Below are 25,947 nucleotides of genomic sequence, written 5' to 3' on the forward strand. Positions count from 1 at the left end.
CAAACGGCCCGCGCCAGGGAGAGCCTCCATGCCCGATACCGCAAGCCCCGCAGCACACCGGGTGAAACCGCTGTTTCCTCCGCTTGTCCTGTCGACGCTCGTCACGACGCTGATGGCCGGCGTCTTTGCAGATGGTGCGTGGGAAATATGGGCCCGCGCTGTCACGCCGCTTTGGGTCGGTGGCCCGCTGCAGCCGGCGGCTCTCGTCCAGTCGGTTTTCGGCTTCAACAACGTCACGCTTGCCGAGGCAATCCACCTGGTCGTCGGCATCCTGTTCTATCCGCTTGGCTATCTCTACATCGCCCGGCCGATCGCCGACCGCTTCCTGCCGTTCCTGCCCTGGCCGGTGGTGGCCTTCGGCTACGGCGTCGGCTTGTGGGTCTTCGCGCTCTATTTCATGGCCCATCTGGCCGCCGGCCTGCCAGCCTTCCTCGGCTTCATACCTCTTGCCTGGGCCTCGCTCGTCGGCCATGTCCTTCTTGGCCTGGTTCTCGGGCTCGTCGTGCGGCTGCGCTCCTGAAGCGAGTCGCTAGCCCTCCTGCACCCAGACAAGGGACATCCTCAGCATCATGACGTCTTCCGCGCCCGTCGGGCGCTCCCCCGCGCCAGGTCCCCTCGAGGGCCTCAAGGTGCTCGACCTGTCCCGCATTCTCGCCGGCCCGACCGCCACGCAGCTTCTTGGCGATCTGGGCGCCGATGTGGTCAAGATCGAGAAGCCGGGCACCGGTGACGACACGCGCGGCTGGGGACCGCCCTTCGTCAAGGACGCGGAGGGGCGCGAAACGCGCGAGAGCGCCTATTTCCTCTCCGCCAACCGCAACAAGCGCTCGCTTGCCGTCGACCTTGCCTCGGAAAGCGGACAGGCTCTGGTGCGCCGTCTGGCGGGCGAGGCGGATATTCTGGTGGAGAATTTCAAGGTCGGCGACCTCGCCCGCCGCGGTCTCGACTACGAGACCCTCTCGGCGTCGAACCCGGGTCTTGTCTACTGCTCGATTTCCGGTTTCGGACAAGACGGTCCCTATGCGCATCGGGCCGGTTACGATTTTCTCATCCAGGGCATGGGTGGGCTTATGTCGCTGACCGGCAGGCCGGACGAGGAGGGCGGCGAGCCCACCAAGGCAGGTGTCGGCATCGCCGACGTCATGTGCGGCATGTATGCCTCCAGCGCCATTCTCGCCGCGCTCCATCACCGGACGGCGACTGGCCACGGCCAGCATATCGACCTTGCGCTTCTCGACACGCAGGTCGCCTGGCTGATCAACCAGGGCGTCGGCTATCTGACCGATGGGGTGGTGCCGCCGAGACGCGGCAACGCCCATCCGACCATCGTGCCCTACAATGCCTATACGGCCCGCGACGGGGCCTTCATCCTTGCCGTTGGCAACGACGCCCAGTTCGTCCGCTTCTGCGAGATCGCCGGCCGGCCGGAGCTTGCCCGCGATCCGCGCTTTGTGCGCAACGCGGAGCGGGTGCGCAACCGCGCCGAACTGGAGCCGGAGATCCGGCGCATCACAGCGACCCGCGACAAGGCCGACTGGATTGCGGCGCTGGAGGCGGCCGGGGTGCCGTGCGGGCCAATCAACGCTCTGGATGAGGTCTTTGATGATCCGCAGCTGCGCCACAGGGACATGCGGATCGAGATGGCGCATCCGCTCGCGGCCGGCGGCTCGGTCGGGCTGATCGGCAACCCGCTGAAGCTCTCGCGGACACCGGTCAGCTATCGCCGCCCGCCGCCGGTGCTGGGTGCCGACGGCACGCAGGTGCTCGCCGACTGGCTTGGCCTCGACGGGATGGCTATAGACGATCTCGCAGCCGGCGGTGCGGTGTCGCTCGCCGGGAAAACACCGGACGAGGGAACAGGCGCATGACAAGCGAAGACCGGGGCGCGAGCGGGGCGGCCCTCATTGCCGCGAAGCTGCGGCAGGCAGGCTGCGGCCATGCCTTCGGCATTCCGGGCGGCGAGGTGCTCGCGCTGATGGGCGCGCTCGACAAGGCCGGGATCGCCTTTCATCTGGTCAAGCACGAGAACGCGGGCGGCTTCATGGCCGAGGGCGTCTGGCATGCCGAGGCCCGGCGCGGCGAGGCCGCGCCCGGCATCCTGCTTGCAACCCTTGGACCGGGCGTCGCGAATGCGGTCAATGTGGTGGCCAACGCCTTTCAGGACCGGGTGCCGCTGATTTTCCTCACCGGCTGCGTCGACGGGCGAGAGGCGGAGACCTACACCCACCAGATCTTCGACCATCAGCAACTGTTGCGGCCCGTGGTGAAGGCGAGCTTCCGCGCCAGCCCGGGAGCCATCGGCGCGATGATGGACAAGGCAATCCGTATCGCGCTGGAAGGCCAGCCCGGACCGGTTCATGTGGATGTGCCGATCAGTGTGGCGGAAGGCGACTGCGGCGAACCGCTGTCGCCCCGGCCGCCCCGTCTCGATGCCCGCCGCATGGTCGCTGCCGGGCCGGATCTTGCTGCCGCGCGCGAACTCCTTTCCGCCGCGCTTCGTCCGTTGGCAATCGCCGGTGTCGATGCTGTCAATGAGGGCGCAGGCGCCGAAATCGCGGATTTTTGCCGGAAACTTAATGTGCCTCTGCTCACCAGCTACAAGGCGAAGGGCCTGTTGGACGAGGTCGATGCGCTGTCGCTCGGCGGTGCCGGGCTGTCGCCGGGGGCTGACGCCCATCTCCTGCCGCTTCTTCGACAGTCGGATTGCATCCTGCTCCTCGGTTACGATCCCATCGAGATGCGCATCAACTGGCGTGCGCCCTGGCCGCAGGATGCGCCGGTGGTGGAGATCGCCTGCGTGCCGCGCGACCATGGCATGCACGCCGTCCGGCACCTGCTAGCCGGGGGCATCGCCCCGACGCTTTCGGCGCTCGGTGCGGGCCTTGCCGCCCCGCACCGGACCTGGCCGGATGGCGAGATCGCGGCTGCGCGCGCCGCGCTTGCGACGCGGTTTGCGCCGGAGCCCGAGGGCTGGGGGCCGGCGACGGTGTTTCGCACCCTGCGCGAGGTCCTGCCGGCCGAAACGGTGGCGACGGCCGACAGCGGCGCCCATCGCATCCTCGCCTCGCAGATGTGGACGGTGCCCTTCCCGCGCGGGATGCTTCAATCCTCCGCGCTTTGCACAATGGCCTGTGCCCTGCCGCTCGGCATGGGCCACGCCCTGGCCGAGCCGGAACGCCCGGTGGTCGTTTTCGTGGGCGATGCCGGTCTCGAGATGGGGCTCGGCGAGCTTGCGACCCTGCGCGACCTTGCGCTCCCGGTGATCGTCTGCGTGCTGGTCGACGAAAGCCTGTCGCTGATCGAAATGAAACAGCGCGGCAGCGGGCGCGGCAACGTCGGCGTCGACTTCCAGGGAACGGACTTTCCCGCCGTGGCCCGTGCCTTGGGTGGGTATGGATCGTGGATCGACGATGCCGGATCACTGGCTGGCGAGGCGCGGGCCGCCCTTGGCCGCAAGGGCTTCACGCTGCTGGCCTGCCGGATAGGTCGGCGGGCCTATGACGGCAAGTTCTGAGAGCTGGCCCCGCGGGTCAGCCCATGCCGAGCTTCAGTCTGATGCGCGTGCCGACAAGGCTGCCGGCGAAGCCGAAGACCAGCCACAGCCAGCCGTGCAGCGAGCCTGAGACGATGCCGCCGAGATAGGCGCCGATGTTGCAGCCATAGGCGAGGCGAGCGCCATAGCCCATCAGCAGGCCGCCGACGATGGCAGTCAGCAGGTCGCGGGTCGAGAGCTTCCACACCGGCGCGAACTTGCCGGCGAGCGAGGCCGCGGCCATGGCGCCGAGGATCACGCCGAAGTTCATCACCGACGTCGCATCGGCAAAGACCGAGGCGTCTAGCGCGCCTTTCTGCCACTGCCAGTACGGCCAGTCGGTGACCGTGACGCCGAGCTCCTGCAGGATCTTCGCACCCCAGAGCGCGAAACCGGAGGTGATGCCCCATGGCCTGCCGAGGACAATGAAGGTGGCGATGCCGACAAGGGCGATGGCGAGCGCGCCGAGCATCGGCGACCAGGGGCCGGTCAGCACGGATTCGGTGCGCCGCGGCTCTGCGAGCGATCCGTGCGCGGCCTTTTCCACCCGAACGCTCCAGAGCGCGATCAGCCCGAGCACGACGGCGGTGACGGCGAAGGCGAGCACCGGCCCGAGCGAGGCGACCAGCGAATAGGCGGGAAGTGCCGGCAACTGGCCCCACAGGTGCATGTGCGGCGTGGCGGCGACGGAGCCGGCGACGAAGGCGGCGAGCGTCACCACCATGCGCGTCGAGCCGCCACCGACGGTGAACAGCGTGCCGGAGGCGCAGCCGCCGCCGAGCTGCATGCCGAGGCCGAACATTGCCGCGCCGATGGCGGTGGCAATGCCGAAGGGAAACACGAAGCCGCCGGTCGGCATGCCGAAGGACGCGCCCCAGGCGATCAGCGGGAAGGCGACAGCCGATGTCAGCAGGATCAGCAGGAACTGGGCGCGCAGACCGCCGCCGCGCTTTTCCGTGACGATGCGTCGCCACGCGGCGGTGAAGCCGAAGCTCGCGTGGTAGAGCGCGACGCCGGCGACGCCGCCGATCACCACGGCATAGCCGAGGCGAGGGCCGCCGGTGTTGGCTGCGATCAGCGCGACCGCCGCCAGCGCGGCGAGCGCGAAGGCGAGCGGGGTTCGGTTGGTACCGGAAAGGGGCGGTGCAAGGGCTGTCATGATCTGTTTCTAGCCTGCCGTTGCGCCGGGCGGAAGGAAACCGGTTTCGCCGATCCCGGAGGAACGCGCAAACCGGTTCCCGAAACGCAGCCTTCTCGGCAACCTGCGTCCGCCGGGCGCTTGTCACGGCACACGTTGGCCACAAGTTATTGTGTGTTGCGTGTCAACTGGGTCGCGGAAAGACTTGGACACAGGGTATCTCGGCAGAAGTCCGGATGTCCGGACATCGGCGTCCCGGGGGGAGACGCCGGCGAAAGGGCTGGCTCGGGAGGCCCCGCCGCATCGCCGCAGGCACGTGAAGGACCCGGTATGACGCTCACCGACCGCTACGGTTACCCCCTGACGCTTTCCGACCCGGCCGCGCAGGCGCCCTGGGAGAGGACGGTGAGGGCCTTTCTCGCCCATGGGGCCGAGACGCCGACGCATCTTGCCGAGACGCTGGCCCTGTGCCCTGATTTCGCGCTCGGCCATGCCGCGCACGGGTTGTTCTGCCTGCTTCTCGGCCGCCGCGAGCTGGTCGAGGTGGCCCGGGAGGACCTGGGTCGGGCCCAGGCGGCGCGGCAGTGCTGCGGGGCAGGCGCGCGCGAGGCAGCGGTGGTCGAGGCGCTCGCCGACTGGATCGCCGGAAACCCCGCGCGTGCGGCCGACAGGCTCGACGGCGCTCTCGCCGATCATCCCGCCGATCCGCTGTTGATGAAGCTCGTGCACGCGATCCGCTTCGCGCTCGGCGATGCGGTCGGAATGCGCCGGTCCGTCGAGAGTGTGCTGTCCGCCTATGACAAGGACCATCCCGAGCGGGGCTACCTGCTCGGCTGTCGTGCCTTCGCGCTGGAGGAAACCGGCGACTATGTTGCGGCGGAACGATCTGGCCACGAGGCCCTCGCGCTGGCGTCCGACGACGCCTGGGGCCTGCACGCCGTCGCCCATGTCCACGACATGACCGGGCGTGCCGACGAGGGGCGGATCTGGCTCGAGAGCAACACCGCCGCCTTCGCTCATTGCAACAATTTCCGCGCGCATGTCTGGTGGCATCTTGCGCTGATGTATCTCGACCGCGGCGATTACGACCGCGTGCTCGCGCTCTACGACGAGGACGTCCGCGCCGAGAAAACCGACGACTACCGCGATATCTCCAATGCCGCCTCGCTGCTGGTGCGCCTCGAGATCGAGGGCATCAACATCGGCGGCCGCTGGGAGGAACTTGCGTCTCTCTCCGAGGCGCGCGTCGACGACCGCTGCAATGTGTTCGCCGATCTTCACTACATGCTGGCACTCGGCGGCGGCGACCGCCGGCAGGCGGCCGACCGGATGCTTGCCTCGATGGCGGCGCACGCCGAGGAGCCTGGAGACATCGCCAGGATCACCGGAACGGCCGGGGTGCCGGCCGCGCTCGGTCTCGACGCCTACCAGCGCGGCAACTATTTCTCCGCCTTTCACCACCTGCATCGCGCCCGCCCGCATCTTTTCGAGGTCGGCGGCAGCCACGCGCAGCGCGATGTCTTTGATCGGATCGCCATCGACGCGGCGCTCAAGGCCGGGCTCGCGGTCGAGGCCGAGGCGCTTCTCGAGGACCGCCTGCGCTCTCGCGGCGCCCTCGACCGCTTTGCCGCCGAGCGGCTGGAGCGCGCGGCCGGCATGGAGCGGGCTTCGCGGATCATGCAGGATGCCCGGCTGCGCGCCGTGCCCGCCTGAAATCCGCCATGATTCAATCGTGTGAGAGACGCGCCCGGCCCCGGAAGCCGGCGCAGGGGATATGTAAATTGCGGGACGACAGACCTTGAACATGCACGCCAAGACGACGCTCCCGCCACAGCGGCGACGCGACCCGCGCCTCGATTTCTTTCGCGGCCTCGGCATGTTCATCATTTTCGTGGCCCACCTGCCGGAGAACACCTGGACGCTTTGGATCCCGGCCCGTTTCGGCTTTTCCGACGCCACGGAAATCTTCGTCTTCTGCTCGGGCATGGCCTCGGCCATCGCCTTTGGAAAGGTGTTCGACCATCAGGGGTGGTGGATGGGAACGGCCCGCGTCAGCCATCGGGTCTGGCAGGTCTACTGGGCCCATGTCTGCCAGTTTCTGGTCATCGCCGCCGGGCTTGTCGCGGTGGAGCGCAGCGGCATCCTGATTTCCTGTTGTGGCCTCGAACAGGATTACGTCGGATCGCTCAACCTCTGGCATTTCTTCGACAGGACCGGCGAGAACCTGCCCGGCCTGCTGACGCTGACCTATGTCCCCAACTATTTCGATATTCTGCCAATGTATATCGTCATCCTGGCCTTGATGCCGGTGATCCTGGCGGTGTCGCGGATCGGTCGGGGCTGGGTGTTCGCAGTGATGGCGGCCCTGTGGCTCGCCGCCTCGTTCCGCCTGCTCGATCTGCCGGCCGAACCCTGGTCCGACCGGCGGTGGTTCTTCAATCCCTTTGCCTGGCAGCTTTTGTTCTTCACCGGCTTCGCCTTCATGCGCGGCTGGCTGCCGGCTCCGCCCGTTCGGCGCGATCTGATCGTGGTGGCCGCGGTCATTGTTCTGGCGACGGTGCCCTTCGCCTGGTTCCATGCCTACGAGGCCTCGCCCGCGCTCCTCGAGATCCGCACCATGATTGAACCGCTCTGGATCAAGAGCGAGTTCGGCATCCTGCGCTATGTGCATTTTCTGGCGCTGGCCTATCTCGCCTGGATCGCCGTCGGCGCCAAGGGCAGCTATCTGGTAACCGAGAACCTCTGGGGTGCCTGTGTTGGGGTGGTGCAGAAGGTCGGCCAGCAGTCGCTTGCCGTCTTCCTGGCAAGCCTCGTGCTGGCGCAGGCCATTGGCATCCTGCGTGACATGGTCTGGGGACGCGGCAATTTCTTCGTCGAGTTTCTCGCCAACGGGCTCGGCTTTGCCGGGCTGATCGCCGTTGCCTATGCGGTTGGCTGGTACAAGTCGCAGCCCTGGCGCAAGCAGAAGTCGCCTCTCGTGCCCGCCGTGGTGGTCGCCGATGATATGTCGGCCCGCTCCGCGCCGCGCGGGTCCGGCGAAGGCGAACGCGAACGCCGCGCTTAGTCCGCGCCCGGACGGTCCTTCCAGTTCATGCGCGCGGCGAGTTGAACCCATGCCCGCGCGATCCATTCCGCGCGCACGCTGTGACCGCCGTCATGCAGGCAGACGTCGAGCATGGCGGCACTTTTCGGGTCCGGGCTTTCCTGCCGCTGGCAGACGAGAGCGGGGCTGTCCGCCTTCCGCTCTGGAAAGATAACGGGCACGCCCATCTGCCGCTGCCAGACGGCGAGGCTTTCTGCCACGTCCGACTGGCGCCATTGATCATCGATGGAACGGCCTTGCAGCGGCACGGTCCGGTCGGTGGTGCCGTGGACGTGAAACAGGATCGGCGGTTGCGACGGGCAGGTCTGCGGCACCGGATCCCAGAACGCGCCGGCGACCGGCGCGTATCCCGCGAACAGATCGCCACGCCGGCAGGCGAGGTTCCACACCATCGAGGCGCCCATGGAAAAGCCCGCCGCCATCAGCCGGTCGCGGCGGATCGGAAAGCGCGTGACAAGATCGCCGACAAGCGTGTCGAAAAAGGCGAATTCGTCGCGAAAGCTGCTGGGTGATCCCGGATAGGACCAGGTGTTGCCAGCTCCTTGCGGGGCGACAAAGGCGACGTTCAGCCGGTTGGCGAGCGCCGCCCATGCGCGGTTCTTCATTTCCGCTTCCGCGGAGCCGTTCCAGCCGTGCAGAAAGACGATCGCGCCGAGCCGCGTCCGGCCGTCCCAGCCATCGGGAAAGCGGATGCGGTACTGGCCGCCATCGATGACGCAGGGTGTGTCGGCGCCGCAGGTCGCGGCTCCTGCGGAGACCGCATGCGCCGGCTGGCCGGCGACGACTGGCGCGGCAAGCAGCAGGGACAGGAGTGCGGCCGCCCGGCATGCTGTTTTGTGCGGGCTGGTGAGGCGCTGTCGTGGAAGAGGTGTCATGCCGTCGTCCTTGCCTGGATCTCGCGGGGCGCGGGACAACCCGCCCGCCGTTCCGGCAAGGATGGTCGGAACGGCGGCGAGAGCAAGGGACGAACGATCTGGCCTGCGTCACGCTTTGGTGAGCGCGCGGGGCGTCGCTAGAGGATTGTGGCGCGGATCAGGCTTGCGACGATGAAAAGCGTGCCGACACCGGCAAGCCACAGGCCGGCGAACCAGACAAGCCGCTTCCAGAGCGGCTTGTCGCTGTCGTTGGCCCGGCCGGGGGCGCCGGCCTGTTCGCTGCCGGGATTGGCCATCAATGGTAACCTTCTCCCGGACGCACCTTGCCGCGGAAGATCCAGTAGGCATAGGCCGTGTAGCCAAGGATCATCGGGAGCAGAACCAGCGCGCCGATGAACAGGAACAGCAGCGAGCTTTCAGGCGCCGCCGCCTCCCAGATGGTCACCGACGGCGGCACGATCTTCGGAAACAGGCTGATGCCGAGGCCCGCGTAGGTGACGAGGAAGAGCCCGAGGCTGGCAACAAAGGGAACCACGTCTCGGGTGCCGCGCAGGCTGCGGAAGAGCACGACGGCAAGGCCGAGCACCATCAGCGGAACCGGCGCGGTGTAGAGGATCTGCGGGAAGCCGAACCAGCGGGCGGCGAAGCCGTCGTCGAGCATCGGCGTCCACAGGCTGACGACGGCGATCATCGCCAGCATAGCCATCGCGATCACCGCCGCCTTTTCGCGGAAATGCGCCTGCATCGGTCCTTCGCACTTCCAGATCAGCCAGGTCGCGCCGAGCAGCGCGTAGCCGACGACGACGGCGACGCCGGTCATCAGGGAGAAGGGGGTCAGCCAGTCGAGCCAACCGCCGGCATAGGCGCGGCCCTCGACCTCGATGCCCTGCACCAGAGCGCCGAGGATGATGCCCTGTGCCAATGCGGCGGTCAGCGACCCCAGGAAGAAGGCCACATCCCACACCCAGCGCCGCTCGGGCCGCGCCTTGAAGCGGAACTCGAACACGACACCACGGAAGATCAGTCCGAACAGCATCGCCATGACCGGGGCATAGAGCGCCGGCATGATGATCGAATAGGCGAGCGGGAAGACGGCGTAGAGCCCGCCGCCGCCGAGCACGAGCCACGTCTCGTTGCCGTCCCAAACGGGGGCGATCGTATTCATCATCACGTCGCGCTCGGTGGCCGAGCGGGCGGCGGGAAACAGGATGCCGATGCCCAGATCGAAGCCGTCGAGCACGATATAGAGGAAGACGGCGGTGGCGATCAGCAGCGCCCAGGCGAGGGGAAGGTCGATGGCCATCTGTCTTACTCCGCCGGTTCGGTTTTCTGGGACGCCTGATAGGCGGACGCGGGGGTGACGCCGGCCGCACGGGAGGGTTCCCCGGTCTCGGGGCCCTGGCTGCCGCTGCCCGGGGTCTGCGCCATGGCGTGCAACAGGTAGTAGACGCCGATGCCGAAGACGATGAAGTAGACGACAATGAAGACGAGCAGCGAGGTGGCGACCGCCGGAGCGTCGACGGGCGAGACGCTGTCGGAGGTGCGCAGCAGGCCGTAGACCGTGAAGGGCTGGCGGCCGACCTCGGTCGTGATCCATCCGGCGAGCACGGCGATGAAGCCGGCCGGCCCCATCGTCAGCGCGGCACGGTGGAACAGCGGCGTCTCGTACAGTCTGCCGCGGTAGCGCAGGTACAGGCTCCACATGCCGATACCCAGCATCAGGAAGCCGAGGCCGACCATCACCCGGAACGAGAAGAAGACAATACCGGCGTTGGGCCAGTCCTCGCGCGGGAAGTCCTTGAGGCCGGGCACCCGGCCGTCGAGCGTGTGGGTCAGGATCAGGCTGCCGAGTTTCGGCACCTCGATCTTGTACTTGGTTTCCGCGGCTTCCATGTCGGGAATGCCGAAGAGGATCAGTGGTGCGCCGTCCTGGGCTTCGAAATGTCCTTCGAGTGCGGCGATCTTGGCGGGCTGGTGGGCCAGCGTGTTGATCCCGTGCATGTCGCCGGCGAGGATCTGCATCGGCGTCACGATCGCCGCCATCCACATCGCCATCGACAGCATCACCCGGGCGAGCGGGTTCTGCCTGTCCTTGAGCAGATGCCATGCGCCGACCGCGCCGACGACGAAGGCGGTGGTCAGATAGGCCGCGAGCATCATGTGCACGAAACGGTAGGGGAAGGAGGGGTTGAAGATGACCTCGAACCAGCTCTCCGGCACGAACTGTCCGGCGGCGTTGATCGAGTGGCCGACGGGGGTCTGCATCCAGCTGTTCGCGGCCAGGATCCAGAAGCCGGAAAGTGCGGTGCCCAGGGCGACCATGCAGGTTGCGAAGAAATGCAGCCGGCGGCCGACACGGTTGAGGCCGAACAGCATGATGCCGAGGAAACCGGCCTCCAGGAAGAAGGCCGAAAGCACCTCATAGCCCATCAATGGTCCAAGCACCGGCCCCGTCTTGTCGGAGAAGACGGCCCAGTTGGTGCCGAACTGGTAGCTCATGACGATGCCGGAGACGACGCCCATGCCGAAGGCGACGGCGAAGATCTTGAGCCAGTACTTGAAGGTGGAGAGATAAACGTCCCGCCCGGTGGCCAGCCACAGGCCCTCCAGCACCATCAGGTAGCTCGCCAGGCCGATTGTGAAGGAGGGAAATATGATGTGGAACGAGACCGTGAATGCGAATTGCATCCGGGCCAGTTCGACTGCGGTAAAGTCCATCTGTCACCTCGAGCCTGTCGGTCTGGGTCGTCTCCCACCGTATGCGGGCAATCTCGTTACACTATACTGAATTTATCTGTCACAGGTGCCCGTCAGCGATGTGACAGATTGAAGCCCTGGCGCGGAACGGCGGCCGGCTCAGATTTCGCCTTCGGTCGGGATGTTGAGTGTCCGCCCGCAGTGCTTGCAGTGGACCGCATCCGGGTCGTGCCGCGACAGTCCGCAGTCGGGGCAGGCATATTGCACCTTCTGCGGTCGGAAGATCGTCTGCACCAGACGCAGGAAAAGCCCGACGCCGAAGACCATGATGATGATCGTCATGAAGCGGCCGGTGCTGTCGGTCATGGTGATGTCGCCGAAACCGGTCGTCGTCAGCGTCGTGACGGTGAAATAGAGCGCGTCGAGATAGGTGTTGATCGCCGGGTTCTGGTGGCCTTCGAGAACGAACACCAGCGCCGTCACCACGAAGATGAAGACGATGAGGTTGATCCCCGACTGGATCACCTCCTCATTGCGCTTGAAGAAGCCGGACTGGTCGCGAAGCTCGCGCAGCAGGTGGTAGGAGCGCAGCAGCCGGAGCATCCGCACCACCCGCAGGAAGGCGAGATTGTCGAGGACCGCGCTCGCGAACAGCGAGGCGATCACGACCGCGTCGGCGATGGTCGTGAACTCGGCGAGGGTGCGTGCGGGGCGCGCGGCGGCGATGAGGCGGAAGGCCAGGTCGAGGCTGAGCACGGCGCCGAGCGCATAGTCGAACCTGTGGTCGACATGGCTCGGGTCGGAGATCATCGAGGAGACGATGAAATAGCCGATTGTCATCAGGTCGAAGACGATCAGCGCGATCTGCCAGGCGCGGGCCCGTGTCGTGTTGCCGTGATAGAGTTCGCGCAGCAGCGCGCGCACTGGGGAAACGCGCGTGTCGGGCGCGGGCGATGGCGGCGTTTTCTGGGCGTCTTTCATTGCCCCAAGAGACCGTGTTCGCCTTTCTGCGTCAATCGCCGCCCGGCCGCCTGACGATGCATCCCGAGGTTGTCCGCCTGGGCGAAAACAATGTGTGTTTTGAGTCTTTTGCGAATCGGCACAAACTATTTGTTAAACAATTAATGATGTCGCCAGGAAGTACCTCGGCGCCGGCTTGGGCGGGATGTGTCATGAACGGGTTCACTAAAGCTTTGCCGACACTCGACGATTCTCTTCGATTTGCGGAGCAGCACGTCGGCGACATCCTGCACACGCCGAAGTCGCCGGACGGCGCGGCCTATCGCTTCATTGTTCGCGGCGCGGGCCGCTTCGGCAATGGCGCGCGCAGCGGCCGCCCCAACGAGGTTCTGGCGACAACCCGGCGCGAGGCGGAGCTGAGACGTCTGCATGCGGTCGCCCAGAGCATCGCCATGTATCTGGAAGAGCGGATCGAGGCGGAGGCGGGCACCGCCGGAAAGGCCTGATCCCGCCGCCCAGCGGGCAACGGGACCGGCAGCCTCAGGACCAGGTGCGCTCGAGCACGGACACCCAGTTGCGCCAGGCGATCTTTTCGATCAATTCCTCGCCGTAGCCCGCCTTGCGAAAGCCTTCGATGAGCGCCGGCAGGCCGGTCGCGTCGGAAATCGCCTGCGGCACGATGCAGCCGTCGAAATCCGAGCCGAGCGCCACTCCGTCCTCGCCGAGCCGCGACAGCAGGTGATCGACATGGCGCACCATCTGCTCAATGGGCATGTCGAGGCGGATGCGTCCCTGCGGATCGACAAAGGCGAGGTGAAAGTTCAGCCCGGCAAGGCCTCGTGATTCCGCGATGGCGTCGAGCTGCCTGTCGGTGAGATTGCGCGCCGAGGGCGTCACTGCATGGGCGTTGGAGTGCGAGGCGACGAGCGGCCTGTCCGTCAGCCCGGCCACGTCCCAGAAGCCCTTTTCCGTCAGATGCGACAGGTCGACCATGATCCGCAGCTCGTTGCAGGCCTTGACCAGCGCCTTGCCGGCGTCGGTGAGGCCGGGGCCCGTGTCGGGAGACGAGGGGCAGGCGAGCGGCACGCCGTGGCCGAAGAGGTTGGTGCGGCTCCAGACGATGCCGAGCGAGCGCAGTCCGGCCGCGTGCAGCACCTCGAGTGCGTTGAAGTCCTTGTCGATCGCCTCTGCGCCCTCGATGTGGAGAACCATCGAGAAGGCACCGCGCGCCATCGCCGCGCGGATGTCCTCGCCCGTGCGGCAGATTGCGACGGCGCCGTTCGCCTCCCGCTCGATGCGCATCGCCTTCGCGGCCATCGCCATGGTGACGCCCAATGCCGCCGGCTGCTGCACTTCGGCGAAATGCCGGGGGTCGTTGGGGTCGTAGCTGACGGTGATGTCCTGCTCGATCCGGGAGGGAATGAACATGGCGAAGAGCCCGCCGGCAAGACCGCCCTCGCGCGCCTTGGGCAGGTTGATGTGGCACTTGTTGTCGCGGTCGAAGAAGGAGATGGGGCGCCCGGCACGGGCCGCCACCTCCAGCTTGAGCAACGTGTCGTTGTGCCCGTCGAAGACGGGAACGGGGCGTGATGTCATCGTGATTTTCCCTGGAAGGTAGGCGGGTCCGGGGAGTGTTGCACGCGGGCGTGGGCTTGGAAACCGCACCGGGTTGAGAAATGCGCAGGCGGAATGAGCGGCTCTTTCGCCTGCGCCCAAGGTCTCCGCGTCAGGCGGGCGCGCGCTCTGGGAAGAGCGCGGCGAGCCCTTCGGCGCTGGCCGCACAGACGCCGCGCTCGGTGATAAGGCCGGTGACGAGGCGCGCGGGGGTGACGTCGAACGCCGGGTTCGCTGCGGGCGTGGTCTGCGGGGTGATCAGCACCTTGTCGAGCGTGCCGTCGGCGCGCTTGCCGTGGACCCAGGTGACCTCTTCCGCGCTGCGTTCCTCGATGGGGATCTCGCGCAGGCCGTCGCTGACTGTCCAGTCAATGGTGGAGGAGGGCAGTGCGACATAGAACGGCACGCCGTTGTCCTTCGCCGCCAGCGCCTTCAGATAGGTGCCGATCTTGTTGCAGACGTCGCCGCGCGCCGTGGTGCGGTCGGTACCGACGATGACCATGTCGACCGCGCCATGCTGCATCAGATGGCCGCCGGCGTTGTCGACCACCAGCGTATGCGGCACGCCGTGGCGACCAAGCTCCCAGGCGGTCAGTCCGGCGCCCTGGTTGCGCGGGCGGGTCTCGTCGACAAAGACATGCACCGCAAGGCCGGCGTCATGGGCCTGATAGATTGGCGAGGTGGCTGTGCCCCAGTCGACGGTGGCAAGCCAGCCGGCGTTGCAATGGGTCAGAATGTTGACCCGCTCGCCGGCCGGCTTGCGCGCGGCGATCTCGCGGATGACCGCAAGACCGTGCTGGCCGATGGCGTGGTTGACGGCAACGTCCCCGTCGCACAGATCGGCGGCGAAGCGCCATGCGGCAGCCGCGCGCTCTTCACGCGCCAGCGGGCGCAGGTGCGCCGCCGCCGCGTCGAGCGCCCATTTCAGGTTGATCGCCGTCGGGCGGGTCGCGATCAGCGTTTCATGTGCGTTCTCGAGCGCCGCGTCGCTGGCATCGCGCGTGAGAGCGATGGCCATGCCGTAGGCGGCGGTCGCGCCGATCAGCGGTGCACCGCGCACCCACATGTCGCGGATCGCGGTCGCCGCGTCCTCGAGTGTCCCAAGGTCCACCGTGACAAATTCATGCGGCAGCCGCGTCTGGTCGATGATGGAGGCGCTCTTGCCGTCGGCGCCGGGCCAGATGGAGCGATAGGCGGTTCCGTCGATCTTCATGGGCGTCTCCCTTGCCGGGTCTCTGATCGTGCGCCGGTTTTGGGCGATGCGCGTCGGTCAGGCAAGCCCGGCATGCGGATCCGAAGCGAAAAACGGCCCGGCCCTTGTTGAAAGGCCGGGCCGTCTCGATGGTCCTGCGCCGCGTGCGGGGCTCCGTCAGGCTGTTTCCGTCAGCACCACCTGGAAGCCCTCGAAGGACGGCGGGCCCAGATAGAGCGGCTTGTTGTCCCCGGCGTTCTTGTGGGCGTCGCGGAAGGCCTGGCTCTGCGTCCAGGCGCGGAAGGCATCCTCGTCCCGCCAGACCGTATGGGAGGCGAAGAGCGTATGGTCGTCGCCGGCCGGGCCGCGCAGCAGGTGGAACTCGACGAAACCGTCCATCTCCGCCAGCTTCCGCTCCCGGTTGCGCCAGACCTCCTCGAAGGCGTCTTCCTGTCCTGGCTGCACGCGAAAGCGGTTCATCGCGATGTACATGTCGAGGGATCTCCCTGGTCGTGGTGTGTCGTGGCTATCTGGGGTCGCTGAGAAGGGGCGACAAGGGATTGCAGGGCCTTGCGAAAGGCGCTCTGCCCGGAGCTTCGCAGCGGCACGAAGGGCTTGTTCAGCTTCTGGCAGATCTTCTTGGCGCGCAGGCAGGCGTCGTGGCTGACGCAGTTGACCGGGCAGAAGACGCAATCGACCGAAGGCAGCAGGTTGTCGAGGCGTTGCGGCGCATCCTCAACGCCGCCGTCGTGGTGGACGAAGGTGGCGTTGAAGGCCTCGGCGATACCGCGCAGCCGGTCGCGATGTCCGTGCATGCCGCCGACATAGAGAACGGCGCGCGGGGCGGTGGCTTCCGCCGCTCCTGCGGCGAGCGGAATGATCGAGACGCCGCCGCCAGGCGTCGGCGACACGGCCACCTCCCGCGCGGCCATCGGGTGCGGTCGGGCCGGACGGGTCTCGCCGGTCTCCCGGTCGATCTCGGCCAGCCGGGCTTCTGCCAGTCGAGCCCGGGCGCGTGCGGTCTGGATGGCGCGTTCGGCCTTCGAAAGCCGCTTGCGCAGGGCCGCCGTGTCATCGCTTGGCGCGGCGTCCTCGGGCTGGCTGGAGGCCTTCATCTCGCGTTCGGCACGCAGTCCCGTCAGCGCTGCACGAAGCTCGGCGATCTCGCGATCGCGCTCGGCCAGCGCCGACTTGAGACCGGCCTCGACCCGGCGGGCGCGTTCCTCGCTGTCGTGGAGCTGGTCGCGCAGCGTGGTCGCCTCCGCCGTCTTCTGCCGGAACGAGGCACCGGCGAGATGCGAGAGCATGTGCACCTCGCCGAAGACGGAGGCGCGCAGGCTCGCGGGGACATGCGCCTGCGTCATGAATGCCCAATAGGCCGGGGCGACCTGGCCGCGCTCGCACATCTCGCGCCAGAGAGCGGCGAGGGCGTCGGCGCCACGGGCCCTCGCGACGCGTCGCAGCGCCCCCTCGAAGCGCTGGTCGAGCAGCTTCTGGAAGGCGCGGGAAAAGGTGTTGTCGGCGGTGGACAGGCGCACGAAATGGCCGTGAACGTCATAGTCGGGCGTTTCCGCGGCCAGGTCGATGCCGACCTTGCGGGCCAGCCGCCTCAGGTCCTCGACGCTGGCGCAGGTTCCCACGATCGAGCAATGGACGTTGTCGCTCTGCTCCCAGATCGCGATGCGCCGCTTCTGCGCGCTGTCGCGGGCGGCGGCGTCCACGGGTTTCGGGGCGCCGCCTGCGACATGCGCCTCGAGCGCCTCGCCGATGGCGCGCTGCAAATCCTCATGCCTTGCGCACATGTCCTGTCGTCTCGCCTCCGCTTGGCCGGTGCCGGCGGCACCGTTTCGAAGCGTGGCTTGCTGGGCGTCGAGGGAGATGACACGTGGCTTGCTGGCGCTTGGATCTCCGGCCGCCCCTGGGCACAGCGGGACGGCGACGGACTTGAATGTCGTATGAAACATGAGTTTTTTAGTCAAGAATAAAACGCAACCGTCCCCCACAACCCTTGTGCCGGCCTTCCACCTGCGGCGTCGCATGCGAAAAGACGGAAAACTCACGGGAAAGGCATTGCATCGGGATATAAATATGAGTATTCGAGTCAGGAATTAAGTTGCGAATGACTCGCAAGTTTAGAGTCGTTCCAATCTGTGACTGTCGCAGCCGGCGGCCGGGGGGGCGGATGGATCCATCCGACGCGGTCCCGCAACACGCAGCAAAGGAGCCTGCATGATGAACGAGCAAACCGCATTCCGCAGCGAGGGTACCGTGTCCCGGCCGACGCGCGGGCTGCGGAGCAAGACCCTCGTCCAGCCGCAGGTGCGGCGCAAGGACGAGGCGCCGCTCGAGCTCGACAGCGAGGTCCTGTTCCAGGGCGGGCGGGAACTGCACATTCGCCACAAGGGAAGCCTCTACCGGCTCTCCATCACCCGCTTCGAAAAGCTGCTCCTGACCAAGTGAGACGGGTGGCCCGCCTTATGGGGCGGGCCATGCCTGCCTAGCCTGGTGGTTGCGGCACCTCGGTGCCGCGACCGCTCTTGCGTCGCGTTCCGGCATCTGCCAAAACATCCGCGGCCGGCAGGCGCGTGCGAGACCGCGCGCCGATATGTGAACGCTGGCTCGGAACAGGCCGGAAAAATGGCGCAGATCGTCATCTCAGTGCGGTTCGACGAGACGCAGCCCCGACGGGGCGCGGCGTCGCATGCCGCGCGCGCCGTCTCCAGCCTTGCCTCTTCTTCCCGGCGCGCCGCGCACCTTCCCCCGTCTGCCGCCTGCATGCTGGCGCAGGGCCCCGCCTGCGGCCGATTTAGCCCCGTCCCGTTCGCCTGATCGTCTTCGCCGGTTCGTCTTGTGGCGACCTGCGGGCGGCTCCTGGCCCTTCGGCCGCGATCCCGCGCAAGCCGTTGACGCGGCGAACTGGAAACCCGCCAGAAGTCTGTTAAAAGACCGGAACCCATTCCAACAGGCAGCGCCGGCAAGCGCCGCGCGCGCCGCAGATCGTGACGGTGTCATGTCCGAAATCGAAATTCTGGAATCCGACATTCTCGCCGCCGTTGCGGCGGCCTCGACCGAAGCCGCGCTCGAGGATGTGCGCATCGCCGCCCTCGGCAAGAAGGGCTCGATCTCCGAACGTCTGAAGACACTCGGCAAGCTGACGCCCGACGAGCGCCGCGAGGCCGGCCCGGCGCTCAACGGCCTGAAGCAGCGTGTCGCCGATGCCCTGCAGGCGCGCAAGGATGTGCTGCAGGAGGCGGCGCTCGACGCCAGGCTCGAGTCGGAGCGCGTCGATGTCACCCAGCCACTGCGTCCCGCGCCGTCGGAGACCGGCCGCATTCACCCGGTCAGCCAGGTGATCGACGAGCTGACGGCGATCTTCGCCGACATGGGCTTTTCCATTGCCGAGGGGCCGGACATCGAGACCGACCATCTCAACTTCACCCAGCTCAACTTCCCGCCCGATCACCCGGCGCGCGAGATGCACGACACGTTCTTCCTGCATCCGCGCGCGGACGGCGAGCGCATGCTGCTGCGCACCCACACCTCGCCGGTGCAGGTGCGCACGATGATGTCGCAGACGCCGCCGATCCGGGTCATCACGCCTGGGCGCACCTACCGCTGCGACAGCGACCAGACCCACACGCCGATGTTCCATCAGGTCGAGGGCCTGGTCATCGACAAGGGTAGCCATATCGGCCACCTGAAGTGGATCCTGGAGGAGTTTTGCAAGGCCTTCTTCGAGGTCGACGAGATCAAGATGCGCTTCCGTCCGTCGTTTTTCCCCTTCACCGAGCCGTCGATGGAGGTCGACATCGGCTGCGACCGCTCCGGCGGCGAGGTCCGGATCGGCGAGGGCGACGACTGGCTCGAGATCCTCGGCTGCGGCATGGTGCATCCCAATGTCATCCGCAATTGCGGCCTCGATCCCGACGTCTACCAGGGCTTTGCCTGGGGCATGGGCATCGACCGCATCGCGATGCTGAAATACGGCATGGCCGACCTTCGTGCGTTCTTCGACGCGGACGTGCGCTGGCTCGACCGCTACGGCTTCCGCCCGCTCGACCTGCCGACCCTGTTCGGAGGATTGTCGCGATGATCTCCAAGGTCCTTCACCGCGCCCTGGGCGCGCTGCTGCTTGCGGTTTTCCTGTCGGCGGCCGCCACGCCGCTGGTTCATGCCCAGACCGCGGGGGCAGCCGCGGGAATTTCGGCGGCGCAGCGCTCCTTCGTCGATGTGTGCGCCGACAAGTCCGGCGAACGCGGCCGGCTGCGCTTCTGCGACGCCTATTTCCGCGACGGGCTCGGCGTCCAGGCCGATCCCGTCCTCTATCTGCGCGACCGCATCACCACCTTGCGCGCCAGCCAGGAGGCGAATGCGGAAAGCAACTACGAGAGCTTTTTGACGGCGGTCGGCATCGTCGCCTTCCTGTCCATCGCGACCATGCTTCTGGTGGTGAGCGAGCGCCGCATTTCCGGCATCGCCAAGTGGGCGATCGCCACCTCCGCGGCGGCACTGCTGGTGATCATCGCGACGGTGACCGCGGGCTGGCTCGACAAGTACCGCGCCGAGGACGCGGCGATGCTGGAGCTGGGCCTGCTGCGCGACCAGGTCGAGGTCGAGGCATCGCTGGCGATCTCTTCCGGTGGCACGATCTCCGACGCCCAGCTCCGTCGCTGGACCGATCGGCTGCACGAGATCGGCGTCCGGTTCGCGGAGAATTATGGCGGCGCCTCGCTGGTGCCGGATCTGGACCGCTTCACCCCGTCGAACTGAGGCCTGCCTGCGCCGGCGCCCGTTCGGCCTGACGAGACACGAAAGACCGCTGTCATGAAATTCACCCTGTCCTGGCTCAAGGAACATCTGGAAACCGACGCCACGCTCGAGGAGATCGTCGAGACGCTGACGCGTGTCGGTCTCGAGGTCGAGGGCGTGGAAAACCCGGCCGCCCGCCTGAAGCCCTTCACCATCGCCCGCGTCACCGACGCGAAGCCGCATCCCAACGCCGACCGGCTCAAGGTGCTCACCGTCGATGCCGGCGACGGCAAGCCGCTGCAGATCGTCTGCGGCGCGCCCAACGCCCGCGCCGGGCTCGTCGGCGTGCTCGGCCGTCCGGGCGACTATGTGCCTGGCCTCGATGTCACGCTGTCCGTCGGCAAGATCCGCGATGTGGAAAGCTTCGGCATGATGTGCTCGGAGCGCGAGCTGGAGATGTCGGACGAGCACAATGGCATCATCGAGCTGGCCGAGGATGCCCCCGTCGGCGCCTCCTTCGCGGCCTATGCTGGCATGGACGATCCGGTCATCGAGATCGGCCTGACGCCGAACCGCCCGGACTGTACGGCCGTTTCTGGCATCGCCCGCGATCTCGCCGCCGTCGGCCTCGGCAAGCTGAAGGAGAACTGGCCCGAGCCGGTGCGTGGCGACGGTGCCTGCCCGGTCAACGTGCGCCTGGAATTCGGCGACACGCCGTCGCTCTGTCCGGCATTCGGCCTGCGTCTTGTGCGCGGCGTCAGGAACGGCCCGTCGCCGGAATGGATGCAGAAGCGCCTCAGGGCCATCGGCCTGCGCCCGATCAATGCGCTGGTCGACATCACCAACTACCTGACCTTCGACCGCGGCCGTCCGCTCCATGTCTTCGACGCGGCCAAGGTCGCGGGCGATCTGGTGGTGCGCCGCGGCCGCGAGGGCGACGAGCTGCTCGGCCTCGACGGCAAGACCTATCGCTTCGACGACACCATGTGCGTCATCAGTGACGACAATGGTGTGGAGTCCATCGGCGGCATCATGGGTGGCGAGGCTTCCGGCTCGACCGGCGAAACCACCGACGTGCTCATCGAGTCGGCGCTGTGGGACGAGGTCAACATCGCCCGCACCGGCCGTGCGCTCGGCATCAACACGGACGCACGCTACCGGTTCGAGCGCGGCGTCGATCCGCAGTTCTGCCTTCCCGGCCTCGATCTCGCCACCCGGCTGGTGATGGAGATGTGCGGCGGCACGCCGAGCGAGGTGGTTTTCGTCGGCGAGATCCCCGACACCGAACGGATGATCGACTTCCCCTTCTCCGAGGTGAAGCGCCTGTCCGGCATGTCCCTGTCGCCGGCCGAGATCAAGGGCGTGCTCACCCGTCTCGGCTTCTGGGTCGCCGGCACCGGCGACGCGGTCAAGGTCGCGCCGCCGTCCTGGCGTCCGGACGTCCACGGCAAGGCCGATCTGGTCGAGGAGGTCGTGCGCATCGTCGGTCTCGACAAGATCGTCCCGGAGGCGTTGCCGCGCACCTCGGCGGTCGCCGGCCGTATCCTGACGACGGCGCAGGTGCGCCGGTCGCAGGCGCGTCGCTCGCTGGCCGTTCGCGGCATGAAGGAAGCGGTTACCTGGTCCTTCATTTCCCGCCCGCAGGCGGAAGCCTTCGGCGGTGGGGCGAAGTGCCTCGAACTCGCCAACCCGATTTCGGCCGACATGTCCGACATGCGCCCGAGCCTCGTGCCCGGGCTGGCGGCGGCGGCACAGCGCAATGCCGATCGCGGTTATGGCGATGTGGCGCTGTTCGAGGTCGGGCAAATCTTCGCCGACGACACGCCGGAAGGCCAGTCGATGGTCGCAGCCGGCCTGCGCAGCGGCACCGCCGGCCTCGACGGGGCCGGTCGCCACTGGGCAGGCAGCGCCGGGGAGGTCACCGTCTTCGACGCCAGGGCCGATGCCGAGGCGGTGCTCGCCGCGATCGGTGCGCCGGTCGACAAGCTGATGGTCTTCACCGATACGCCGGACTGGCTGCATCCGGGGCGTTCGGGCGAGCTGCGTCTCGGCCCCAGGACGGTGCTGGCTCGCTTCGGCGAGTTGCATCCGCGTGTGCTGCGCTCCCTCGACCTCGACGGCCCGATGGCGGTGTTCGAAGTCTACCTCGACGCGCTGCCCGAGCCCAAGGTAAAGGCCGGGCGGTCGAAGGGGGCCTTCGACGCCAGCGACCAGATGCCGGTGCGCCGCGACTTCGCCTTCGTCGTCGACGAGGCTGTGGCGGCCGAGAAGCTCATCAAGGCGGCGCGCGGGGCCGACAAGGCCCTGATCACCGACGTGACGCTTTTCGACATCTACCGCGGCCAGGGCATCGAGCCGGGACGCAAGTCGTTGGCCATTGACGTCACGCTGCAGCCGCGCGAGCGCACGCTTACCGAGGCTGAGATCGAGGCCGTGGGCGCCAAGATCCGCGCCGCGGTGGAGAAGGCGACTGGCGGCACGCTGCGCGGATAACCCTGCGCCGGGTCCGGCCGCCCCGGGCGGCCACATAGCAGGCAATGGCGCGGGCGGTGATCGCCCGCGCCTTCTCAAACCTGTCGGGAGACCGGCCCAAACCCGTCGGGAGACTGGCCATGACGCCCCGTCCATCGCCCGAACCGCGCACCGACCTTGCCGCCGGCCTGCCGCTTGGCCGTGAGGTGCTGGGCGATCCGACCCGCTCGGGCGAGGACGAGCGGCGCAAGATGCTCGAACTGATTCTGCGCACCGACGAAGCGGTGATGCGCGCCCTCCATCTCGCCCGCAGCCTGGCGCTGCCCGACTGGCGTCTGGCGAGCGGTGCCATCTACCAGACGGTCTGGAACGCTCTGACCGGCCGCCCCGCGGGGCATGGCATCCGGGATTTCGACCTTCTCTATTTCGACGCCTGCGATCGCGGTTTCGCGGCCGAGGACAGGGTCATTCGCCGCGCCGCGCGGCGCTTCGACGGGTTTTCCTTTCCCGTGGAGGTGCGCAACCAGGCGCGCGTTCATCTCTGGTTCCCGGAGAAATTCGGCCAGCCCTATCCGCAGCTTGCCTGCACCGACCAGGCGCTCCTGAACTACGCCAGCCGAACCCATGCGGTCGCCGTGCGCCTCGAGGCCGACGGGCGGCTCGACATCGCCGCCCCCTTCGGCCTGGCCGATATCTTCGCCATGCGCATCGTGCCCAATCCCGCGCTCGACAACAGTGCGACCCATGCGGCGAAAGCCGAGCGCATGAAGGCGCTGTGGCGGGAGCTGGAGGTCGTGCCCTGGCCGGATACGCTGCAGGCGGATGCGGATGCACTAGCGGCGTGTGAAGGGCAGCCGTCGCACGCAGTCGGGCGCGATTGGCTGCGCCCCTGATCGGCCGCCGTGGCGGTGCGCGTCTGGACAAAGGCCTGGAACATATCGCTGTGCTGCGTGTTATGACCTGCGGTCGTCTTTGGCTCCGACCCTGTCGGGCGGTGTCTTGGGCCTCCCGCACGGAGACGGCAGCCGTTTCGTTTTTCCCTCGTCCGCTGGCGCCCTGCGCCCGACCGCATGGAGATCAGCCCCGCTCATGACCACGGACCAGATCCTGATCCTGACGATCCTTGCGCTCGCAATGGGGCTCTTCCTGTCCGCGCGCCTGCGCCATGACGTGGTGGCGCTCGCCGCGCTCATCGCCTGTGTCGTCGCCGGGCTGATACCGGCCGATAGTGCCTTTTCCGGCTTCGGCCATCCGGCGGTGATCACGGTTGCCTGCGTGCTGGTGTTGAGCCGGGGCCTCCAGCTTTCCGGGGCCGTCGACGTGCTCGCCCGCACGGTGCTGCCGCGAGAGGCGGGCCGCACCGCCACGCTCGCCGCGTTGATGGCGCTGGGGGCGGCGCTCTCGGGCGTCATGAACAACGTCGGCGCGATGGCGCTGCTGATGCCGGTCTGCCTCCAGCTTGCGCCCCGGCTGGATCTTTCTCCCGGTCAGGTTCTGATGCCGCTTGCCTTCGCGACCATCCTCGGTGGCATGACGACGCTCGTCGGCACGCCGCCGAACCTGATTGTCTCCGGCTTTCGCGCCCAGACCGGTGCGGGCGGCTTTTCCATGTTCGACTTTACTCCGGTCGGGCTCAGCGTCGCGCTCGCCGGTGTTGCCTTCGTCGCTCTTATCGGCTGGCGTCTGGTGCCGGTGAAGAAGGCCGCCGCCGGCGAGAGCTTCGAGATCGGCGGCTATCTCACCGAGGCACGTGTTCCCGAGGGCAGCAAGGCCGTCGGCATGACGTTGCGGGCGCTGGAGGACGAGATCGAGCGGGCCGATGGCCAGATCGTCGGCCTCGTGCGCAACGAGGTGCGCGTCGGGGTTCCCCACGGCGGACGCCGGGTGCGCGCCGGCGATATTCTGGTTCTCGAGGCCGATGTCGAGGGCATCGCCGATGCGCTCTCCAAGCTCGGTCTGAAGCTCGAGGAGCAGAAGAAGCCTGAACGCGAGGACACCGCGGAGACGGAGAAGGCCGCACCCGAAGGCCCCACGCCGGAAAAGCCGAAGGAGAAGGTCAAGGCAGTGGTAAAGGCCTCGGCCAAAACCTCCGCCAAGGCGGTTTCCGGCGAGAAGTCGGGCAAGTCGGATGATGCTGGCGAGGACGGCGAGGAGACGACCCGTTCGAGCGAAAGCGACGACATGGTGCTGCGCGAGCTCGTGGTGCGGCCGGAATCCCAGGTCGTCGGCCGTTCGGCGCGCGACATGGCGTTGCGCTCGCGCTACGGCGTCAACCTGCTCGGCGTGTCGCGCAGCGGGCGCCGCTCGACGGCCAGGTTGCGCACCATGCGGCTCGAGCCGGGCGATCTGCTGCTGATGCAGGGCCCGGCGGAGGCGCTCTCCGAATTCGCCGCCGACGCCGGCTGCGTGCCGTTGGCCGAGCGCGAATTGCGCATTCCCGATGCGCGGCGCGCCTGGACCGCCGCGATCATCATGGGCGTCTCCATTCTCATCGCCGCGCTGGGTCTGCTGCCGGCCGCCGTGTCCTTCGCCGCCGGGGTGCTGGCCTCGATGGTCCTGCGCACCGTGCCGCTGCGCCAGGTCTATACCTCGATAGACTGGCCGGTGATCGTGCTGCTCGCCGCGCTCATTCCCGTTGCCGGGGCCATGGAGGAAACCGGCACCGCGCGTCTCGTCGCCGACGTTCTGGTCTCCACCGTGGCGCGCGGCAATGCCATCGTCGCCCTGACGGTGGTGCTGGTCGTGACCATGTTCCTGTCCGACGTGATGAACAACGCCGCCACCGCCGCCGTCATGTGCCCGATCGCCATCGGCATTTCCGGTTCGCTCGGGGTTGCTCCCGACGGCTTCCTGATGGCCGTCGCCATCGGCGCCTCCTGTGCCTTCCTGACGCCCATCGGCCACCAGAACAACACGCTGATTCTCGGCCCCGGCGGCTTTTCCTTCGGCGACTACTGGCGTCTCGGCCTGCCGCTCGAGGCGCTCGTCGTCCTTGTCAGCATTCCAGTTCTGCTCTTCGTCTGGCAGCTTTAGCCTACGGCGGGCGAGGGGTCAGAAGGGCAGGGGGGCGTTGTCCTTCACCTCCTTGATGACGAAGAAGGTCCGGGTCTGGCGCACGCCCGGCAGGGCGATCAGCGTCTGCCCGTGCAGGCGGTTGAAGTCGCTCATGTCACGCACCCGGATTTTCATCAGGTAGTCGAAGTCGCCGGCGACGAGATTGCAGTCGAGCACGAACGGCAGGCCCGATACCGCCTGCTCGAAGGCGGCGAAGCTCTCCGGCGTCGACCGGTCGAGCACGACGCCAACCATCACCACCGCGCCCAGTCCCACCGCCTGCGGGGCGACCTGGGCGCGCACGCCGGCGATATAACCCTCTTCGAAGAGCCGCTGCGTGCGCCGATGGCATGTTGGCGCACTGACATTGACCTTCTTCGCCAGATCCGCGTTGGAAAGCCTGCCATCCTCCTGCAACGCGCGCAGGATGTTGCGGTCAATTCGGTCGAGTTCGCTCGTGAAAGTTTCTTTCATATTTTTCCGTAAGATTTTCTAATTTCTGTCATGAAGTTGGATAATGAAGGAAATTGACAAAAACGGAAGAGCAAGTTCGAAAGCCTC

The 25,947-nt window shown here is 67.3% G+C and carries 23 protein-coding genes; 12 read left to right on the forward strand and 11 right to left on the reverse strand.

Going from position 1 to position 25,947, the window contains the following annotated elements:
- Nucleotides 1-28 precede the first annotated feature (28 nt).
- The 3 genes from ACN0WF_RS06980 to ACN0WF_RS06990 are packed head-to-tail and all read left to right on the forward strand — an operon-like array spanning nucleotide 29 to nucleotide 3,514.
- Entirely contained in the window at nucleotides 29-520 is a 492-nt protein-coding gene (locus ACN0WF_RS06980) for a hypothetical protein (RefSeq protein ID WP_417772081.1), read from the forward strand.
- Nucleotides 521-569: 49 nt separating this feature from the next.
- Complete coding sequence (locus tag ACN0WF_RS06985; protein ID WP_417772082.1) at nucleotides 570-1,868, forward strand: CaiB/BaiF CoA transferase family protein; 1,299 nt, start codon at nucleotides 570-572, stop codon at nucleotides 1,866-1,868.
- Nucleotides 1,865-3,514, forward strand: coding sequence for a thiamine pyrophosphate-binding protein (locus ACN0WF_RS06990; protein WP_417772083.1), 1,650 nt, complete (start codon nucleotides 1,865-1,867; stop codon nucleotides 3,512-3,514). The genes ACN0WF_RS06985 and ACN0WF_RS06990 overlap by 4 nt, the downstream gene beginning before the upstream one ends.
- Before the next feature lie 16 nt (nucleotides 3,515-3,530).
- On the opposite strand, the gene ACN0WF_RS06995 is transcribed toward ACN0WF_RS06990, so the two are convergent.
- Entirely contained in the window at nucleotides 3,531-4,691 is a 1,161-nt protein-coding gene (locus tag ACN0WF_RS06995; RefSeq protein WP_417772084.1) for a YeeE/YedE family protein, read from the reverse strand.
- Nucleotides 4,692-5,000: 309 nt separating this feature from the next.
- On the opposite strand from ACN0WF_RS06995, the gene ACN0WF_RS07000 reads away from it, so the two are divergent.
- Together ACN0WF_RS07000 and ACN0WF_RS07005 are read left to right on the forward strand one after the other, a co-directional pair.
- A complete protein-coding gene (locus ACN0WF_RS07000; protein WP_417772085.1) occupies nucleotides 5,001-6,383 on the forward strand; it encodes a tetratricopeptide repeat protein in 1,383 nt (460 codons plus the stop codon).
- A gap of 91 nt (nucleotides 6,384-6,474) precedes the next feature.
- Nucleotides 6,475-7,734: an OpgC family protein gene (locus ACN0WF_RS07005; RefSeq protein ID WP_417772086.1), complete on the forward strand. Its 1,260-nt coding sequence runs from the start codon at nucleotides 6,475-6,477 to the stop codon at nucleotides 7,732-7,734.
- Here the strand turns inward: ACN0WF_RS07005 and ACN0WF_RS07010 are convergent.
- The 5 genes from ACN0WF_RS07010 to ACN0WF_RS07030 form a co-directional block, all read right to left on the reverse strand.
- Nucleotides 7,731-8,648 carry an alpha/beta hydrolase family esterase gene (locus tag ACN0WF_RS07010; RefSeq protein ID WP_417772087.1) on the reverse strand — a complete coding sequence of 306 codons (918 nt, stop codon included), beginning with the start codon at nucleotides 8,646-8,648 and terminating at the stop codon, nucleotides 7,731-7,733. The genes ACN0WF_RS07005 and ACN0WF_RS07010 overlap by 4 nt on opposite strands.
- 137 nt (nucleotides 8,649-8,785) lie before the next feature.
- Nucleotides 8,786-8,944, reverse strand: a complete 159-nt coding sequence (locus ACN0WF_RS07015) for a DUF2474 domain-containing protein (protein WP_417772088.1) — start codon at nucleotides 8,942-8,944, stop codon at nucleotides 8,786-8,788.
- Complete coding sequence (cydB, locus tag ACN0WF_RS07020; RefSeq protein ID WP_417772089.1) at nucleotides 8,944-9,951, reverse strand: cytochrome d ubiquinol oxidase subunit II; 1,008 nt, start codon at nucleotides 9,949-9,951, stop codon at nucleotides 8,944-8,946. The genes ACN0WF_RS07015 and cydB overlap by 1 nt, the downstream gene beginning before the upstream one ends.
- A gap of 5 nt (nucleotides 9,952-9,956) precedes the next feature.
- Complete coding sequence (locus ACN0WF_RS07025; protein WP_417772090.1) at nucleotides 9,957-11,366, reverse strand: cytochrome ubiquinol oxidase subunit I; 1,410 nt, start codon at nucleotides 11,364-11,366, stop codon at nucleotides 9,957-9,959.
- Nucleotides 11,367-11,504: 138 nt separating this feature from the next.
- The gene (locus ACN0WF_RS07030; protein WP_417772091.1) at nucleotides 11,505-12,326 is read right to left on the reverse strand and encodes an ion channel; all 822 of its coding nucleotides are present in this window, start codon (nucleotides 12,324-12,326) and stop codon (nucleotides 11,505-11,507) included.
- Nucleotides 12,327-12,340: 14 nt separating this feature from the next.
- On the opposite strand from ACN0WF_RS07030, the gene ACN0WF_RS07035 reads away from it, so the two are divergent.
- The gene (locus tag ACN0WF_RS07035) at nucleotides 12,341-12,811 is read left to right on the forward strand and encodes a hypothetical protein (protein WP_417772092.1); all 471 of its coding nucleotides are present in this window, start codon (nucleotides 12,341-12,343) and stop codon (nucleotides 12,809-12,811) included.
- A 34-nt stretch (nucleotides 12,812-12,845) separates the two neighbouring features.
- Here the strand turns inward: ACN0WF_RS07035 and ACN0WF_RS07040 are convergent, their stop codons facing one another.
- The 4 genes from ACN0WF_RS07040 to ACN0WF_RS07055 form a co-directional block, all read right to left on the reverse strand.
- The gene (locus ACN0WF_RS07040; RefSeq protein WP_417772093.1) at nucleotides 12,846-13,901 is read right to left on the reverse strand and encodes a dipeptidase; all 1,056 of its coding nucleotides are present in this window, start codon (nucleotides 13,899-13,901) and stop codon (nucleotides 12,846-12,848) included.
- A 130-nt stretch (nucleotides 13,902-14,031) separates the two neighbouring features.
- Nucleotides 14,032-15,132 carry an S-methyl-5-thioribose-1-phosphate isomerase gene (gene mtnA, locus ACN0WF_RS07045; RefSeq protein ID WP_417772094.1) on the reverse strand — a complete coding sequence of 367 codons (1,101 nt, stop codon included), beginning with the start codon at nucleotides 15,130-15,132 and terminating at the stop codon, nucleotides 14,032-14,034.
- 156 nt (nucleotides 15,133-15,288) lie between these two features.
- The gene (locus ACN0WF_RS07050) at nucleotides 15,289-15,603 is read right to left on the reverse strand and encodes an antibiotic biosynthesis monooxygenase family protein (RefSeq protein WP_417772095.1); all 315 of its coding nucleotides are present in this window, start codon (nucleotides 15,601-15,603) and stop codon (nucleotides 15,289-15,291) included.
- Nucleotides 15,588-16,913: a DUF2325 domain-containing protein gene (locus ACN0WF_RS07055; protein ID WP_417772096.1), complete on the reverse strand. Its 1,326-nt coding sequence runs from the start codon at nucleotides 16,911-16,913 to the stop codon at nucleotides 15,588-15,590. Before ACN0WF_RS07055 ends, ACN0WF_RS07050 begins: the two co-directional genes overlap by 16 nt.
- A 427-nt stretch (nucleotides 16,914-17,340) precedes the next feature.
- Here ACN0WF_RS07055 and hemP point away from each other — a divergent pair, with 427 nt between their 5' ends.
- The 6 genes from hemP (at nucleotide 17,341) to ACN0WF_RS07085 (ending at nucleotide 25,365) form a co-directional block, all read left to right on the forward strand.
- Entirely contained in the window at nucleotides 17,341-17,571 is a 231-nt protein-coding gene (hemP, locus tag ACN0WF_RS07060; RefSeq protein WP_417772097.1) for a hemin uptake protein HemP, read from the forward strand.
- Nucleotides 17,572-18,121: 550 nt separating this feature from the next.
- A complete protein-coding gene (gene pheS, locus ACN0WF_RS07065; RefSeq protein WP_417772098.1) occupies nucleotides 18,122-19,204 on the forward strand; it encodes a phenylalanine--tRNA ligase subunit alpha in 1,083 nt (360 codons plus the stop codon).
- Entirely contained in the window at nucleotides 19,201-19,881 is a 681-nt protein-coding gene (locus ACN0WF_RS07070) for a phenylalanyl-tRNA synthetase subunit alpha (RefSeq protein WP_417772099.1), read from the forward strand. The genes pheS and ACN0WF_RS07070 overlap by 4 nt, the downstream gene beginning before the upstream one ends.
- Before the next feature lie 54 nt (nucleotides 19,882-19,935).
- A complete protein-coding gene (gene pheT / locus ACN0WF_RS07075) occupies nucleotides 19,936-22,353 on the forward strand; it encodes a phenylalanine--tRNA ligase subunit beta (protein WP_417772100.1) in 2,418 nt (805 codons plus the stop codon).
- A gap of 119 nt (nucleotides 22,354-22,472) precedes the next feature.
- Nucleotides 22,473-23,225, forward strand: a complete 753-nt coding sequence (locus ACN0WF_RS07080) for a nucleotidyltransferase family protein (protein WP_417772101.1) — start codon at nucleotides 22,473-22,475, stop codon at nucleotides 23,223-23,225.
- Between the two features lie 196 nt (nucleotides 23,226-23,421).
- Complete coding sequence (locus tag ACN0WF_RS07085) at nucleotides 23,422-25,365, forward strand: SLC13 family permease (protein WP_417772102.1); 1,944 nt, start codon at nucleotides 23,422-23,424, stop codon at nucleotides 25,363-25,365.
- Nucleotides 25,366-25,383: 18 nt separating this feature from the next.
- On the opposite strand, the gene ACN0WF_RS07090 is transcribed toward ACN0WF_RS07085, so the two are convergent.
- Nucleotides 25,384-25,860: an Lrp/AsnC family transcriptional regulator gene (locus ACN0WF_RS07090; RefSeq protein ID WP_417772103.1), complete on the reverse strand. Its 477-nt coding sequence runs from the start codon at nucleotides 25,858-25,860 to the stop codon at nucleotides 25,384-25,386.
- Nucleotides 25,861-25,947: the final 87 nt, after the last annotated feature.

Source organism: Stappia sp. (genome assembly GCF_048268045.1).
In the GTDB taxonomy this organism is placed as follows: Bacteria; Pseudomonadota; Alphaproteobacteria; order Rhizobiales; family Stappiaceae; genus Stappia.